Source organism: Streptomyces sp. NPDC008086, assembly GCF_042957325.1.
In the GTDB taxonomy this organism is placed as follows: Bacteria; Actinomycetota; Actinomycetes; order Streptomycetales; family Streptomycetaceae; genus Streptomyces.
Map to the genome: position 1 here is coordinate 77,133 of NZ_JBIBIA010000010.1, position 16,101 is coordinate 93,233.

Annotated in this window: 10 protein-coding genes; 9 read left to right on the forward strand and 1 reads right to left on the reverse strand. The window is 67.8% G+C overall.

Annotated elements, in window-relative coordinates; all coding sequences use genetic code 11:
* Positions 1-341: 341 nt before the first annotated feature.
* From ACFZBP_RS32795 to ACFZBP_RS32835, 9 genes are all read left to right on the forward strand, one after another.
* Positions 342-2,654, forward strand: coding sequence for an ABC transporter substrate-binding protein (locus ACFZBP_RS32795; protein ID WP_391418500.1), 2,313 nt, complete (start codon positions 342-344; stop codon positions 2,652-2,654).
* A 377-nt stretch (positions 2,655-3,031) separates the two neighbouring features.
* The gene (locus ACFZBP_RS32800; RefSeq protein ID WP_391419080.1) at positions 3,032-3,859 is read left to right on the forward strand and encodes a transposase; all 828 of its coding nucleotides are present in this window, start codon (positions 3,032-3,034) and stop codon (positions 3,857-3,859) included.
* Between the two features lie 231 nt (positions 3,860-4,090).
* Positions 4,091-4,585 carry a hypothetical protein gene (locus tag ACFZBP_RS32805; RefSeq protein WP_391418503.1) on the forward strand — a complete coding sequence of 165 codons (495 nt, stop codon included), beginning with the start codon at positions 4,091-4,093 and terminating at the stop codon, positions 4,583-4,585.
* A gap of 1,259 nt (positions 4,586-5,844) precedes the next feature.
* Positions 5,845-7,752 (forward strand): translational GTPase TypA, encoded by a 1,908-nt coding sequence (gene typA / locus ACFZBP_RS32810; RefSeq protein WP_391418507.1) that lies wholly within the window; start codon positions 5,845-5,847, stop codon positions 7,750-7,752.
* A 917-nt stretch (positions 7,753-8,669) separates the two neighbouring features.
* On the forward strand, positions 8,670-9,701 hold the full coding sequence (locus ACFZBP_RS32815) for an ABC transporter permease subunit (protein ID WP_391418511.1): 1,032 nt from the start codon (positions 8,670-8,672) through the stop codon (positions 9,699-9,701).
* 119 nt (positions 9,702-9,820) lie between these two features.
* Positions 9,821-11,617 carry an ABC transporter substrate-binding protein gene (locus ACFZBP_RS32820; protein WP_391418513.1) on the forward strand — a complete coding sequence of 599 codons (1,797 nt, stop codon included), beginning with the start codon at positions 9,821-9,823 and terminating at the stop codon, positions 11,615-11,617.
* A gap of 113 nt (positions 11,618-11,730) precedes the next feature.
* Positions 11,731-12,708 carry an ABC transporter permease subunit gene (locus tag ACFZBP_RS32825; protein WP_391418515.1) on the forward strand — a complete coding sequence of 326 codons (978 nt, stop codon included), beginning with the start codon at positions 11,731-11,733 and terminating at the stop codon, positions 12,706-12,708.
* 10 nt (positions 12,709-12,718) lie between these two features.
* Positions 12,719-13,780 (forward strand): ABC transporter ATP-binding protein, encoded by a 1,062-nt coding sequence (locus tag ACFZBP_RS32830; protein ID WP_383457806.1) that lies wholly within the window; start codon positions 12,719-12,721, stop codon positions 13,778-13,780.
* A gap of 25 nt (positions 13,781-13,805) precedes the next feature.
* The gene (locus ACFZBP_RS32835) at positions 13,806-14,951 is read left to right on the forward strand and encodes an ABC transporter ATP-binding protein (RefSeq protein WP_383457803.1); all 1,146 of its coding nucleotides are present in this window, start codon (positions 13,806-13,808) and stop codon (positions 14,949-14,951) included.
* Between the two features lie 126 nt (positions 14,952-15,077).
* On the opposite strand, the gene ACFZBP_RS32840 is transcribed toward ACFZBP_RS32835, so the two are convergent.
* Positions 15,078-16,055 (reverse strand): oligopeptide/dipeptide ABC transporter ATP-binding protein, encoded by a 978-nt coding sequence (locus tag ACFZBP_RS32840; protein WP_391418521.1) that lies wholly within the window; start codon positions 16,053-16,055, stop codon positions 15,078-15,080.
* Between the last annotated feature and the right edge of the window lie 46 nt (positions 16,056-16,101).

The following is a 16,101-nucleotide window of genomic DNA, read 5'->3' on the forward strand; positions in this document are numbered from 1 at the left end:
ACGGCCCTGGGTGGCAACGTTCATGCGCCTGCGAGTGTTGCGCGTCACACCTGTCGCTGTGAAGGGATGTGCAGCGATTGGCGGATTGCACGCCTCCATTGCACGCCCGCATGCGCTCTGTGCACGCCGGGGGGCCGAAAGGTGGCGAGGCGTGCGTGGTGCGGAGCGCATTGCTCCGCACGGGTGGCCTTGCACGTCCCTGCCGCCGTGTCGTCTCCGCCGGGCGAACCCTTTCCTCTTCAGTGGGGTGCCTTAGATCTGATCAACTCCAAAATACCGCCAAATACGATCAGAACGCACTTATTGTCACCGGCGGGAGCCGCTCCCCGGAGGTACCTGAGATGTCCCACGTCGGCATCGGACCCAGCGTCGGACTCAGCGTCGGACCCAGGCCCGGCCGCAGCGCGGTCCTGCGCTCGGCCACCTTCCTCGTCGCGGGCGCGCTCGCGCTTCCCGCCCTCTCCGGGTGCAGCGACCCGGATCCGGCCGGAAAGCCGCTGGCCGGGCAGGACATCGCCACGGCCGCCCGGGCCCAGCTGCGCGACGGCGGCACGCTGCGGTGGGCCGTCGACGCCGTGCCGGAGACGCTGAACACCTTCCAGTCGGACGCCGACGCGGCCACGACCCGGATCGCGCAGGCCACGCTGCCCTCGATGTTCCGGCTCGATGGGAACGGGCGGCCGGAGCGCAACCCGGAGTACCTGGAGTCCGCGAAGATCGTCAAGACCGAGCCCAAGCAGGTCGTGCTGTACAAGCTCAACCAGCAGGCCGTCTGGAGCGACGGCCGGGAGATCGGCGCCGCCGACTTCGCCGCCCAGTGGCGGGCCCTGTCCGGCAGGGACAGCGCCTACTGGACCGCCCGCAACGCCGGGTACGACCGCATCGAGAAGATCGAGCGCGGTGCCAACGACCTGGAGGTGCGGGTCACCTTCGGGCGGCCGTACGCCGACTGGCGGTCGCTGTTCTCGCCGCTGTACCCGAAGGAGGTCATGGGCACGCCGGACTCCTTCAACGACGGGGCGCGGCGCGGGCTCAAGGTCACCGCCGGGCCGTTCACCGTGCAGAAGATCGACCGCAAGGGCGGCGACGTCACGCTCACCCGCAACCCCCGCTGGTGGGGGGAGCCGGCCAAGCTGCACGAGATCGTGCTGCGCGCCGTACCGCGCGACCAGCGGGCCGCCGCCCTGGCCGCCGGCGATCTCGACATCGCCGAGATCGACTCGGCCGCGGCCCGGCGCATCGCGCTCGCCGCGCCGCCGCGGGCCGCGACCGCCAGCCCCTCCGGTACGCCGCTGATGGGTCCCGACCGGCGCACCCTCACCGCGAAGCAGCGGCAGGACCGGGCGAAGTTCCAGGGCTTCGAGGTACGGAAGTCCCTGGAGCCGGCGTACACCCAGCTGGCCCTCAACGGCGGCGACAGCGTGCTCGCCGACGAGCGGATCCGACGGGCCGTGGCCCGCGCCATCGACCGGGAGGAACTGGCGAAGCTGGTCCTCTCCCCGCTTGGCCTGCCCGCCAAGCCGGTCGGCAGCCATCTCGCCCTGTCCGGGCAGGCGGCGTACGCCGACAACAGCGGCGCGATCGGCGAGCAGGACACGGCGGAGGCGCAGGCGCTGCTCGCGGATGCGGGGTGGGTGCCGGGTGGGCCGGTGAAGGAAGAGAAGAAGAAGGGGGAGGAGGCGGCGGGGAGCAAGGGGGAGAAGGCCGCGGGGAGTGAGGGGAAGAAGGCCGAGAGGGCTGACAAGGCGGAGAGGGCCGAGAGAGCGGAAAAGGCCGACAAGGCCGACAAGGCCCACAAGACGGAGAAGGACTCCGAGTCGAAGCCCCAGTCCAAGTCCGGATCCGAGTCCAAGTCCAAGCCCGGATCCGAGTCCGACTCCGATGGCGACGGGACGTACATCGTCGGGGAGGACAACAAGGCGCACCGGCACGACGGCCACAAGGGGGAGGACGCCGATCACGACGAGGCGCGGAGCCTCGCTCAGGACGGCAAGCAGTACGGCACCAAGCAGGTGCAGCAGGGTGGGGCGCCCGGGGCTTACGCGCCGCAGGGCACGCCCGCGCCGGCGGGGGCGGCGGCTCGGCCGTTGGCCAAGGACGGCAAGGCGTTGACCTTGCGGTTCGTGGTGCCGGAGGGGGAGGGGTCGCAGACGTTGCGGACGGTGGCGGACCGGATCGGGGTGATGTTGGAGCGGGTAGGGATCCGTACCGAGATCATGAAGGTGTCGGACGAGAGTTACTTCAAGGACCACATCGCGTCCGGACAGTACGATCTCGCGCTGTACTCCTGGCCTGCGTCCGCGTATCCCGCCACTGACGCGCGGCCGATCTACGCCAAGCCGGTGCCGGCCGCGGATGGGTCGTTGAACGTCGAGCAGAACTACACGCGGGTCGGGACCGATCAGGTGGATCAGCTGTTCGATCAGGCGGTTGCGACGTTGGACGAGTCCGAGTCGCGGGCGCTGATCCGCAAGGCCGACTCCCGGATCTGGGCGGCGGCCGGTTCCCTCCCTCTCTTCCAGCGGCCTCAGCTGATGGCCACGAGGTCGAACATCGCCAACGCCGGGGCGTTCGGATTCGGCACGCCGGTGTACGAGGACATGGGCTTCCTGAAGAAGAGCCCCAAGCCGGCCGCGACCGCCTCGACCAACTGACCTTCCTCGCCCCCGCCGCCCCTACCCGCCCCATCCCTGGGGGCTGCGCCCCCAGACCCCCCTGATCGGCCCTTCGGGCCTCGTCCTCAAACGCCGGACGGGCTGAGTCAGCCCCTCCGGCGTTTGAGGAGCACGGGGCCAGGGGCCGTGCACCTTCTTAAGCGTTGGTAGCGTCTGACCTGCGGAAACGACGGTTTCAAGCTCAGTTTCGGGCTGCACCACTGTTGAGGAACCGTGACCAGGGTCAATCCCTCCCAGAGGGCAGCGACAGCGGCGATGACTCCGCCGGTGATTCATGCAGAGGAACCCTGGCGATTACTGCCCCACCCAGCACTGCGGGGCGACCGGCGACGTCCGCAAACTGCCAGGTCATGGTGATGCTCACCTATGCCGCCGCGCGCGTTCGCACCTTCTTCGACTGGCGCCTGTACCTGATGGGGTCATGGACACGCGACCGTGAAAGGTGCCGGGCGGCCGGCGGGGTGCCCGACTCCGGCGCCTTCGCCACCAAGCCGCAGCTGGGCATCGCCATGCTGACCGGCGCAGAGGCCGGCCCCCTGCCGTTTTCCTGGGTGGCCGCAGACGCGGACTACGGCAAGGACCTTGCTCTCATGTCCTGGCTCCACGAGCGGGAAGATCTGCTACGTGCTCGCGGTGCCGGTCACCCTGCCGCTGACCGGTCCGCCGGGCAAGCCGTGCCTCCCGAAGGTCGCCGCGGCCGGTGGCCTGCTGCACTACGCCACGGTGCGCGAGAAGTGGAAGCGCCGCAGCCAGGGCGAGGACTCCAAGGGACAGCGCACCTACGGCTGGACCTGGTTCGAGGTCTTCCTGCCCGGCCAGATGCAGGCCGACGGCTTCGCCGACCGGCTGCTGATACGCCGCAGCACCGACAAGAAAGCCACTGGCCGGCGGCCGCGTCGACTACGAGTACGCGTACTTCCTCATCCGCGCCCCCGCGACCAGCCCGGTCACACCGAGGCGATCGTGAGCGCCGGGGGCCGCTGGAAGATCGAGGAGAACAACGAACGCGCCTCCGCCGCTGGACCTCCTGGCACCGGCACGTCACCTGCGCGATGCTCGCTCTGGCCTTCCAGACCATCCAGCGGGCCCGCCACCCCGACCCGGAACCCGCCGCAGCCGATCTCCCTGGGCAGCCCGTCGGCCTGGACCCGGCAGACGAGGGAAAAGCACAGGTGACAGCGTGAAGGGTCGCCTTCCGCCGATCCGGCTGACCGTGCCGGCCCTCGCCACGCTCCGCGCGGCCACCGCCCTGATCACCCTCCACAGCGATGTAGTACCCGGCACTACGATTCGCCGCTCCGGTGCGCCGTTGGAGCTCAAATGTATCTCAAGGCCCGTGACTCTCATGGGGCTTATCGGCAGTATGGAGCTCGCATGAAGTTTCCACCCCTCACAAAAGAGCATCGGGGGATGCCTTGAGTAAGACCAGAATCATCGCCGGAATGGCCACGTCGGCGCTCGCTATCGGTGTGACCATTACTGGGCCCGCGTCGACCGCGCGGGCCGATGATGGCGGCCGCTGGTACATCGTGAACCAGTCCAACGGCAAGTGCGTCCAAGGCCATGGCCGGAACAAGAATCTCACGCTGGGCACTTGCAAGAAGAAGAACGCGTTTCAGTGGCAAAACTACGGGAGTTTCCAGTACGTAAACTTCAGCGACAGTCCCGGCGGAGAGTGGGGGACTCTGTGCATGGCCCAGAAGGGAAAAGATAAGCCCGTAAGCCTGAAGCCGTGCAATGAGGTTGACGGTGTTTGGCAGTTCGCGTCTTTGGACAACGGCGCCAAGACCCCCATCACGAACGTCAAGTGTGGAGCCCTTCAAGCCGTAAATGCGACGACCCTGAAATGCGGCAAGCGACCTGCCGACAGGAAGAAGATGACTTGGATAATCAAGTACTCTCTCCGCTAGGCGTAGGCGCCCACTCCTCGCCGCACTCCAGTCGCGGAAAACAGTGCCCCAACATTCCGTGAGGAGGAGCCAGTATCTGACCTTATGTCAGGTACTGGCTCTTCTCGTATGTGTGGCTGCCAACTCCCGTCAGGAGACTCCCCGCCTAACCTCGCGCTTTCACCTAGGGTAAAGGGGACTTCGTGCAGCCGAGGCCACACCCTGACCTCGGTCCACTCGCCAAAGTGGCGCAGATGCACGGCAGGTACTCCTGGCCCGGCGTGGGCACCTTGGCGGATTTACCGCGCTCCTTTCCAGACGCGGGTACGGACGCCGGTAAGCGGATTCACCCGGTAGACTTCAATGGTCATGGGCAGGAGATCACTTACCCTCGCCCGCGTTCGTTCCGACGCATGCGAGGCGATAGGTGCCCCACAACTCCCGCCCACTTTTGCACCCTTCGTTGGCCTTGGTCACGCGCTTGCATTCCTCGTACTTCCGTGAGTGCGAGGAATGCAAGCGGTAGGTGCGAGTCGTTAGCGTCTGCGGGATGCTCATCGGGCAGCCTCCCAGGGGCTCACCCAGGGCCCTGCCTAAGGGGGTGCCTCGCCTGTGCGGCCGTTCGCCGCTCTGCCTCATGTGCTAGCACGTACGGCCGGACCATGGCGCCGTGCGCTCCCAGGCTTCCTCTGTCGGGGCTTGCCGCTGCCTGCGGAGCCTGGGCACGTCGACCAGCCTCGCGCCCACCACGCAGGGGGTTGGCCGGCACTATGCCTCCCTGGGAGCCCTGGGTGCTGCCGGGTCCTACCAAAGGCGGCGCAGACGCCGGCAGTACGTAAATCACGCGCCCTCCCGACGACGGTCGACTTCCTCGACACTGCGGGCATCGTGCGCGGCGCCAGCAGCGGGAATGCCATGTAGCCGTGCGGGTGTGGCGTTCGGGCGTCCCTTCCACGCGCAGCGCCATCAGGTGCAGCCACTCAGACGTTTCGCGGCTTCCAACGGAAGCGGTCGTGGTGTTTGCGCTGGTGTAGGGCATGCCAGCAGCATGCATGAGCACCCACACCCAAGAAGTTCCACGGGCTGGAGCCCCAGAAGGACGGCCAGGGTAGGGGCGGCGGGGGCGAAAACCCCCTGACCTGCACCGACGTATCCCGCCAAGCCCCAGTGGCAGCGGCCCCGTACCATGGGTTAAGGCCGTGGCACGTTCAGCCCGGCAGGGCCCGCGTAACACAGACCTACGCGAGAGCCGTCCTCACACTCCGGGAGTACGCCGCAATATGGCCACGCGCCACGACATCCGCAACGTCGCCATCGTCGCCCACGTCGACCACGGCAAGACCACCATCGTCGACGGAATGCTGAAGCAGGCCGGTGCCTTCGCCGCCCACCAGCTCGAAGGCGTCGACGACCGCATGATGGACTCGAACGACCTGGAGCGTGAGAAGGGCATCACGATCCTCGCCAAGAACACGGCGGTGAAGTACCACCCCAAGGACGGGGGGGACGTCATCACCATCAACATCATCGACACCCCCGGCCACGCCGACTTCGGTGGTGAGGTGGAGCGCGGTCTGTCCATGGTCGACGGCGTCGTGCTGCTCGTCGACGCCTCCGAGGGCCCGCTCCCGCAGACCCGCTTCGTGCTGCGCAAGGCGCTCCAGCAGCGCCTGCCGATCATCCTGTGCATCAACAAGACGGACCGGCCGGACTCGCGGATCGACGAGGTCGTCAACGAGACCTACGACCTCTTCCTCGACCTGGACGCCGACGAGGAGCAGATCGAGTTCCCGATCGTCTACGCGTGCGGCCGTGACGGCGTCGCGTCGCTCACCAAGCCCGAGGACGGGACCGTACCGGGCGACTCCACCAGCCTGGAGCCGTTCTTCTCGACCATCCTCGAGCACATCCCGGCCCCGACCTACGACGAGGCCGCCCCGCTCCAGGCGCATGTGACGAACCTCGACGCCGACAACTTCCTCGGCCGTATCGCCCTGCTCCGCGTCCACCAGGGCGAGCTGAAGAAGGGCCAGACGGTCGCGTGGATGAAGCGCGACGGGTCCGTCAGCAACGTGCGGATCTCCGAGCTGATGATGACCGAGGCGCTGACGCGCAAGCCGGCCGAGAAGGCGGGCCCCGGTGACATCTGTGCCGTCGCCGGTATCCCGGACATCATGATCGGCGAGACGCTCGCCGACACCGAGAACCCGGTGCCGCTGCCGCTGATCACGGTCGACGAGCCCGCGATCTCCATGACCATCGGCACCAACACCTCCCCGCTGGTCGGCCGCGGCGGCACCGGCAAGGGCGCCGACGCCAAGGCGGCGGTCAAGGACCGCAAGGTCACCGCCCGCCAGGTGAAGGACCGGCTCGACCGTGAGCTGATCGGTAACGTCAGCCTCCGGGTCATCGAGACGGAGCGTCCCGACGCCTGGGAGGTGCAGGGCCGTGGTGAGCTGGCGCTGGCCATCCTGGTCGAGCAGATGCGCCGCGAGGGCTTCGAGCTGACCATCGGCAAGCCGCAGGTCGTCACCAAGGACGTCGACGGCAAGGTCTACGAGCCCGTCGAGCGCATGACCATCGACGTGCCCGAGGAGCACATGGGCGCCGTCACGCAGCTGATGGGTGTCCGCAAGGGTCGTATGGACAACATGTCCAACCACGGCTCGGGTTGGGTGCGGATGGAGTTCGTCGTGCCCTCCCGCGGTCTCATCGGGTTCCGGACCGAGTTCCTGACCCAGACGCGCGGCACCGGCATCGCCCACTCCATCCACGAGGGCCACGAGCCGTGGTTCGGCGCGCTCCAGACCCGTAACAACGGCTCGCTGGTCGCCGACCGCTCCGGTGCCGTCACCGCGTTCGCGATGACGAACCTCCAGGAGCGCGGCGTGCTGTTCACCGAGCCCGGCACCGAGGTGTACGAGGGCATGATCGTCGGCGAGAACTCGCGCTCCGACGACATGGACGTCAACATCACCAAGGAGAAGAAGCTCACCAACATGCGGTCGTCCACGGCCGATGTGGCCGAGTCGATCGTCCCGCCGCGCAAGCTGTCGCTGGAGCAGTCCCTCGAGTTCTGCCGTGACGACGAGTGCGTGGAGGTCACCCCGGAGGCCGTTCGCATCCGGAAGGTGAACCTGGACGCCCGCGAGCGCGCCCGCGCCGCGAGCCGCGCCAAGCACGGCTGAGGACGCGCCGCACGCGGCTGAACGACGCCCAGGACGGCACCGGGTACCCCGCCAGCGGGGTGCCCGGTGCCGTTTTGCGCGAGAGGGGGCGCGGCGGACCGCGGGGCGTGCCCGAGGGAGCGTAGGGAAAACCCTTGAATCTGTTGTGAGAGGCCGTTGAGCGGGTCGACTCCTATTAACCTGCCCGGAAGCGACTCGCCTGACGGTCCTTCGACGGTTCCGTCAAGCGTGTTGCGCGCGACACAGCCCGGCAGGGCACCCTGCACCGAGAGTGCGCGACAGGCAACCGTTTTTCCGGCGAAGAACGTCCGGTAAACGGACACCTCCCCCCGATAGATGTGTAACAAGTCCGTTTCGCAGTGATCTCTCACCAAACCCTTTGTCCGGGTTTTGGAAGACCTAGCCCCTATCTGTGATCGAACCGAGACCTCGAGAGTGTGGTTCGTCCCCTGGCCGATAGCAGATAGTTAGGCGCGTAGAGCTCGGAAGAAACGGGTCGTGCGCTGACGGGGCGCCGACTCGCGAGCGTGGGGGCACCTGGCGAACCTGGGCACCGGAGACGGGCCCGGACGTGTCGCGTGCTGCCCCCTTTGCAGTGAACCAGCGGATTCATGAGGAGGAACCCATGCGAGGTGCCACAAGCGCCATATGGGTCACGTCGTCCCGGATGGCAGATGTAGGCCCCGCGGGTGCGTGGAGTCCCGTTGCGGCGGTTGTGACCGCGGCCAGGCGTCGCGAACTTCCCTGACGGTACGTTCCGTCGGCGGTCGGTTCCGATCGCGAGCCAGGGTTCCTCAGGGGGTTCACCCCCAGCCGTTGTTGTTCTCCTCGCACGCTGCGAAAGATGTACGCCGTGCGAAGGCCGTCGGGCACCGTGCAGTGCAGACGACCTCCAACATCTGTGAAACGGACGAATCATGACGAGTCCAATCGAGCTCGAGGGTGCTGAAACCCCTTCCCTCGTGGACAAGGAGAGCGCGCCCCAGAGCGACGCCAAGGAGTCGAAAAAGCTTGAGGGACGCAGCCCCGGGCAGTTGATGTGGGGCCGCTTCAAGCGCGACCGAACCGGTGTGGTCTCCGCCGTCGTCGTCCTGTTCTTCTTTGTGATCGCGGCAGCGGCGCCGCTGATCTCCAAGGTGTACGGCAAGGACCCGTACACCCTCTACGGGCAGGAGCGGCCGGAACTCCTGGACATGTTCACCATGCCGGCGGGGCCCGCCGGTGGCATGAACGGGGAGTTCTGGTTCGGTATCGAGCCGCGCCTCGGCCGGGACGTCTTCACGCAGTTGCTGTACGGCATGCGGACTTCGATGTTCACGGCGCTGGCCGCGACGGTGCTGATGACCGTGCTGGGTGTGCTGATCGGCCTCGCCGGCGGCTACTTCGGTGGGAAGACCGACTACTGGCTCGGCCGTATCACCGACTTCTTCATGGCCCTGCCCAACCAGCTCTTCTTCGTCGCCGCGATGCCGGTCATCACCACGGTCTTCGTCGCCCCCGACGAGGAGACGCCCACATATGTGCGCACCTCCGCGATCATCATCGTCCTGTCCTTCCTGGGTTGGATGAGCATGGCGCGTATCGTCCGGGCCGCCGCCATGTCGCTGCGCGACCGGGAGTTCATCGAGGCGGCGCGAATCTCCGGGGCCTCGCCCTGGCGGATCATCCGCAAGGAACTGATGCCCAACATCGTCACCCCGACGCTGGTGCAGGCCACGCTCACGCTGCCCAGCACCATCCTGAGCATCGCCTTCCTCTCCTTCGTGGGAGTGGGCTACGTCGAACCCACCCCGGACTGGGGGCGGATGTTCGCCATCGGCGCCGACATCGTCGAGCAGGACCCGTACTACATGCTCTTCCCCGGCGTGGCCATGGTGGTCTTCGTCGTGGCCTTCAACCTCCTCGGTGACTCGGTCCGGGACGCCTTCGATCCCAAGACCGGTCGCTGAGGCCCCCCCACGCACGGGCAGGCCACACCCTCTTGCCCACGTCGGCCTCGGTCCCCACGGCCCGGCTCCGGCCAGCTACCAGCAATGCTCACTACTCACAGGCAGGTGGATTCAACTCCATGAGCATCTTCCGTAACCGCACCACGACGGCCGCGCTTGTCGCGGTGGCAGCCGGCGCCCTGACCCTGACCGCATGCGGCGGCGGCAGCGACAACGCGGCCCAGGACAACAGCAAGAAGAAGGAGGACGCCAAGGCGCAGTCCAAGCCGGTGCAGATCGGCGATGCCAAGGCGTCCACCGGCCCCGCTCCCGAGGTTCCCGGTGCCAAGGCGGGCGGCACCGCGAACGTCTACCAGGAGGCGGACTTCTCGCACCTGGACCCGGGCCAGATCTACGTCTCGGACGGCAAGCTGCTCAGCCGCCTCATCTTCCGCGGTCTGACCCAGTACTCCGAGGACGACCAGGGCAACCTGACCGTCGTGGGCGACCTCGCCACCGACGCCGGCAAGGTCTCCGACGGCGGCAAGACCTGGACGTACACCCTGAAGTCCGGCCTGAAGGACCAGAACGGCAACCCGATCAACTCGGCGGACATCCGCCACTCGGTCGAGCGCCTGTACGCGTCGTACATCACCGACGGCCCGACCTACCTCCAGCAGTGGCTGTCCGGTGCCGGCACCACTTACCGCAAGGCCTACGCGGGTCCGGACAAGGGCAAGCACCTGCCGGACAACGTCCTGGAGACGCCGGACGACAAGACGGTCGTCTTCCACTTCAAGGACGCGCAGCCCGACCTTCCGCAGATGCTGACCATGCCCGGTTACAGCGTCGTCCCGGAGGAGACGGACACCAAGGAGAAGTACGACAACGCCCCCGTCGCGACCGGCCCGTACAAGATCGCCGACTTCAAGCCGGGCAAGTCGATGAAGCTCGTCAAGAACGACCAGTGGGACCCGAAGTCCGACTCGGTGCGTCACCAGTACGTCGACGGCTTCAACATCGAGATGAACCACGACGACGAGGACCAGACCAAGACCCTCCTCGCCGACCAGGGTGACGCCAAGAACACGATGATGTTCACGGGCCAGGTCGCCACCACCCAGCTGCAGAACGTGGTGAGCGACAAGGCCGCCATGAAGCGCACCATCCAGGGCTACGCGCCCTACGTGTGGCAGCTCAACTTCAACCTGGACCGCGTCAAGGACAAGAAGCTCCGCGACGCCATCACCCTGGCACTGCCGGCCACGTCGGTCTTCAAGGCCGACGGTGGCGCGTACGGCGGCGAGGCGGCCAATTCCCTGATGTCGCCCACCACTCCGGGCTACGACGAGAAGTACGACCCGTTCAACCGGGCCAAGAAGCCCAACGGTGACATCGAGGCCGCCAAGAAGCTGATCGAGGAAGGCGGCTTCAAGGGCAAGAAGCTCGTCTACGCCTACGGCAACACCCCGGTCCGTCAGCAGCAGGCCGTTCTGATCGCCGACGCGCTGGAGAAGATCGGCCTCGACATCCAGAAGAAGGAGATCGACTCCGCCACCTGGTACGAGCAGGTCGGCAAGGTCAAGAACGGCTACGACCTGTACATGACCGGTTGGGGTCAGGACTGGCCGTCCGCGGCCACCGTCTTCCCGCCCCTGTACGACGGCACCACGATCCAGGACGGCGCGTCGAACTACTCGCACATCAACGACCCGCACGTGAACTCCGAGATCGCGCGCATCGTGAAGATCACGGACACCGCTGAGGCCACCAAGGCCTGGGACGCGCTGAACAAGTACATCACCGAGAAGGTCAACCCGGCCGCCCCGATCTACTACACCAAGGTCTTCCAGATCTTCGGTTCGAACATCGGCGGCATCCGCTACAGCTCCGACTCGAGCTACGTGGACGTCACCCGGGTCTTCCTCAAGAAGTAACCCCGGTTCGTCGGGAGACCGGTGGTGGGCGCGTGGCGGAGCGCCCACCACCGGGGCCCGGATCTTCCAGACCTCACCATCGACTGCCGCCGTCCTGAGAGCAGCTGCCTGCCATGCTTCAATTCCTCGTTCGCCGGACCTTCGGCGCGGCGCTGATCCTGCTGTTGATCAGCGCGTTCACGTTCTTCATGTTCTTCGCCATCCCGCAGGACCCGGCCCTGCTGGCCTGTGGCAAGAACTGCACTCCGGACGCGTTGGCGATCATCCACAAGAACCTCGGCCTCGACGCGCCCGTCCCGGTGCAGTACTGGAACTTCCTCGTCGGCATCTTCGCGGGCCGGGACTTCGCCGTCGGCCACTGCGACGCCCCCTGCTTCGGTGTCTCCTTCGCCAACAACCAGAACGTCTGGGACACGATCCTCGACCGCTTCCCGCTGACCATCTCGCTGACCCTCGGCAGCCTGCTGGTCTTCCTCACGCTCGGCCTCGGCGCCGGTCTGCTCGCCGCCAAGTACCGTGGTACCTGGATCGACAAGGTGTTCAGCTCGGGTTCGCTGGTCATCAGCTCGATGCAGATCTACTTCCTCGGCCCGCTGGTCCTGCTCGCCCTTGTCTACAGCACCGGCTGGCTCGAGAAGCCGAAGTACGTGCCGTTCTCCGAGGACCTCGGCGGCTGGTTCATGGGCCTGTTGATCCCCTGGGTCGTCATGGCGACCATCTTCACCGCCAACTACACCCGTATGAGCCGCTCGTCGATGATCGAGCAACTACAGGAAGAACACGTGAAGGCGGCCCGTGCCAAGGGCATGTCCGCCAACTTCGTGTTCTTCCGCTACGCCTGGCGGGGCTCGCTCATCCCCATCGTCACCATCCTCGGCATCGACCTGTCCTCCCTGCTGGCGGGCGGCATGGTAACCGAGATGACGTTCGGTCTGGCCGGGCTCGGCCGACTCGCGTTGGAATCGGTCCGTGACAAGGACCTGCCCATGCTGATGGGCGTCATGCTGGTCAGCGCCGCGCTCATCATCGTCTTCAACCTGATCGTGGACGCCCTGTACGCCGTCATCGACCCGCGCGTGCGGCTGTCCTAGGAGAACCACCGTGACCACTCAGACCAAGCCCGAAGAGGCCGCGGCCACCGCCGCGGAGCGGGCCTTCCTCTCGGTACGTGACCTCAAGGTCCACTTCTCCACCGAGGACGGCGTCGTCAAGGCGGTGGACGGGCTCTCCTTCGACCTGGAGCGCGGCAAGACCCTCGGCATCGTCGGTGAGTCCGGCTCCGGCAAGTCGGTGACCAACCTGGCCGTACTCGGCCTGCACAACCGCAAGAACACCGCCATCGACGGCTCGATCACGCTGGACGGCCAGGAGCTGACCGACGCCGGCGAGAAGCAGCTCGAGTCGCTGCGCGGCAAGAAGATGGCGATGATCTTCCAGGACGCGCTGACCGCGCTGTCGCCGTACTACACGGTCGGCCGGCAGATCGGCGAGCCGTTCATGAAGCACACCGGGGCCTCCAAGCGGGACGCCCGGGTGCGCGCCATCGATCTGCTGGAGAAGGTCGGCATCCCGCACCCGCAGCAGCGGGTCGACGACTACCCGCACCAGTTCTCCGGCGGTATGCGCCAGCGCGCCATGATCGCCATGGCGCTCGCCTGTGACCCGGACCTGCTCATCGCCGACGAGCCCACCACGGCGCTCGACGTGACGGTGCAGGCGCAGATCCTCGACCTGCTCAAGGACCTCCAGCAGGAGTTCGGCTCCGCGATCATCATGATCACCCACGACCTCGGCGTGGTCGCCAACATGGCCGACGACATCCTGGTGATGTACGCGGGCCGGGCGGTCGAGCGGGGCACGGTCCGCGAGGTGCTCAAGTCGCCTCAGCACCCGTACACCTGGGGCCTGCTGGGGTCGATGCCGCGGCTCACCTCCGATGTCGACGAGCCGCTGGTGCCGATCCCCGGATCGCCGCCCTCGCTGCTCAACCCGCCCTCGGGCTGCGCCTTCCACCCGCGGTGCGCGTTCACCGAGAACGTGTCCGGAGGCCGTTGCTCCAGCGAGCGGCCGCTGCTCGCCCCGGGGCGCGCAGCCGCGTGCCATCTGACGGGGGATCAGCGACAGCAGCTGTTCATCGAGACGATTCAGCCCCGGCTGGGCTGAGCCAAACCGGGACTGGGGCATCACCATGAGCGACAACAGCAACACCACCACGGCGGTCGCCGACGCGATCCCGCAGAAGCGGGACGACGACAGCGCGCCGCTCCTTCGGGTCACCGGCCTGAAGAAACACTTCCCGATCAAGGGCGGCTTCCCGATCCGGCGCACCGTCGGCCACGTCAAGGCCGTCGACGGCGTCGACCTGGAGGTCTTCCCGGGCGAGAGCCTCGGCCTCGTCGGCGAGTCCGGCTGCGGCAAGTCGACGACCGGGCGACTGCTGACCCGGCTGTACGAGCCGACCGAGGGCACCATCGAGTACAAGGGGCGGGACATCAGTCGCGCCAGCCGGTCGCAGATGGCGCCGATCAGGTCCGAGATCCAGATGATCTTCCAGGACCCGTACGCCTCGCTGAACCCGCGGCAGACGGTCGGCAAGATCATCTCGGGTCCGATGGAGATCAACGGGATCAACCCGCCCGGCGGCCGGGAGAAGCGGGTCCGGGAGCTCCTGGAGATCGTCGGTCTCAACCCCGAGCACTACAACCGCTTCCCGCACGAGTTCTCCGGCGGCCAGCGCCAGCGCATCGGTGTCGCGCGCGCCGTCGCGCTCCAGCCGAAGCTGATCATCGCGGACGAGCCGGTCTCGGCCCTCGACGTGTCGATCCAGGCCCAGGTGGTGAACCTGCTGCAGGAGGTGCAGCGGGAGATGGGGATCGCGTTCGTCTTCATCGCCCACGACCTGGCGATCGTGCGGCACTTCTCGCAGCGCATCGCGGTGATGTACCTCGGCAAGGTCGTGGAGATCGCGGACCGCGACTCGCTCTACAACCGGCCCCGCCACCCCTACACGCACGCGCTGCTGTCGGCGGTGCCGGACGCGGACATCGACGCGGCCAAGCGGGAGCGGATCCGGCTCGCGGGCGACGTGCCCTCGCCGATCAGCCCGCCGTCCGGCTGCCGGTTCCGTACGCGCTGCTGGAAGGCGCAGGACAAGTGCGCCACGCAGGAGCCGCCGCTGGTCCGGATCGAGGGCAGCAAGCCGGGGCACCTGACGGCGTGTCACTTCCCGGAGGAGCCGACCATCGCGGACCGGGGCGAGGACGTGGTGCTGGACCAGGGGCTGAAGGCCCTGGAGGACAGCGCCGACGGTGACACGGCGGTCTCGAAGGGCTGACCGGCGGAAATCGTCAGGAGACCGGGGGCGGGAGAGCGAACTCTCCCGCCCCCGGTCTTTCACCTTTCCCGCCCCGGGTCCTTCACCCTCCCCGCCCCCGGGTCTGTCACCCTTCCCGCGCGGGCCTCACGCGGTGATCCCCGCCCGCGCCCAGTGACACGCCACCTGCGCCCGCGCGTCCCCGCCGAGCACCTCCGGGTCCTCGTTCCGGCACGCGTCCGCCACCCCCGCGCGCTCCGCCTCCCCGCTCGCCAGCACCTGGCAGCGGGCGTGGAAACGGCATCCGGCGGGGATCCGGGTCGGGTCCGGAGGCTCCCCGGCCAGCACCACCGGGTCGCCCGGTGCCTCCGGCAGCACCGACAGCAGAGCCTGGGTGTACGGGTGCCGGGGCGCCGTGAGCACCTGCTCCACGTCCCCCGTCTCCACGATCCGGCCCAGGTACATCACCGCCACCCGGTCCGCGATGTTCCACGCGAGCCCCAGGTCGTGCGTCACGACCAGCGCCGACAGCCCGAGGTCGGCGCGCAGCCGCAGCAGCAGGGCGAGGATCTCGCCGCGTACCGAGGCGTCCAGGGAGGCCACCGGCTCGTCGGCGACGAGGAGTTCGGGTTCGAGGACCAACGCGCCCGCGATGACGACGCGTTGGCGCTGCCCGCCGGACAGCTCGTGCGGATACCGCAGGAAGAAGCGCTCCGGGGGCCGCAGACCGGCTCGCGACAGCGCCTCGGCCACCGCCGTACGCTCGTCGCCGCCGTGGCCGTGGATCCGCAGGCCCTCCGCCACCGCCTCGTACACCGTGTGCCGTGGGTTCAGCGCCCCCGTCGGGTCCTGCAGCACCAGCTGGACGCGCCGCCGGTACGCCTTCAGCGCCCGCGACGAGTACCGCAGCGGCTCCCCGTCGAAGACGACTCGCCCCCCGGTCGGCGGCTCCAGCCCCAGCAGCGCACGGGCCAGCGTCGTCTTGCCGCAGCCCGACTCGCCGACCAGGGCCACGATCTCCCCGGCGCCGATGCCGAGTTCGACCCCGTCCACGGCACGGGCGGGCGGGCCGCCGTGGCGGCCGGGGTAGGTGACGTGCAGGGCCTGTGCGCTCAAGAGGGTCATGGTCGGCTCCTCGCGGCTCGCGTCGCCGGCACGTGCGGCGGGGGCA

Excerpts from the sequence above, each read along its gene's own strand:
- typA (WP_391418507.1), top strand. The coding sequence starts at position 5,845 with ATGGCCACGCGCCACGACATCCGCAACGTCGCCATCGTCGCCCACGTC.
- ACFZBP_RS32795 (WP_391418500.1), top strand. The coding sequence starts at position 342 with ATGTCCCACGTCGGCATCGGACCCAGCGTCGGACTCAGCGTCGGACCC.
- ACFZBP_RS32835 (WP_383457803.1), top strand. The coding sequence starts at position 13,806 with ATGAGCGACAACAGCAACACCACCACGGCGGTCGCCGACGCGATCCCG.
- ACFZBP_RS32820 (WP_391418513.1), top strand. The coding sequence starts at position 9,821 with ATGAGCATCTTCCGTAACCGCACCACGACGGCCGCGCTTGTCGCGGTG.
- ACFZBP_RS32840 (WP_391418521.1), bottom strand. The coding sequence starts at position 16,055 with ATGACCCTCTTGAGCGCACAGGCCCTGCACGTCACCTACCCCGGCCGC.
- ACFZBP_RS32815 (WP_391418511.1), top strand. The coding sequence starts at position 8,670 with ATGACGAGTCCAATCGAGCTCGAGGGTGCTGAAACCCCTTCCCTCGTG.
- ACFZBP_RS32800 (WP_391419080.1), top strand. The coding sequence starts at position 3,032 with ATGCTCACCTATGCCGCCGCGCGCGTTCGCACCTTCTTCGACTGGCGC.
- ACFZBP_RS32825 (WP_391418515.1), top strand. The coding sequence starts at position 11,731 with ATGCTTCAATTCCTCGTTCGCCGGACCTTCGGCGCGGCGCTGATCCTG.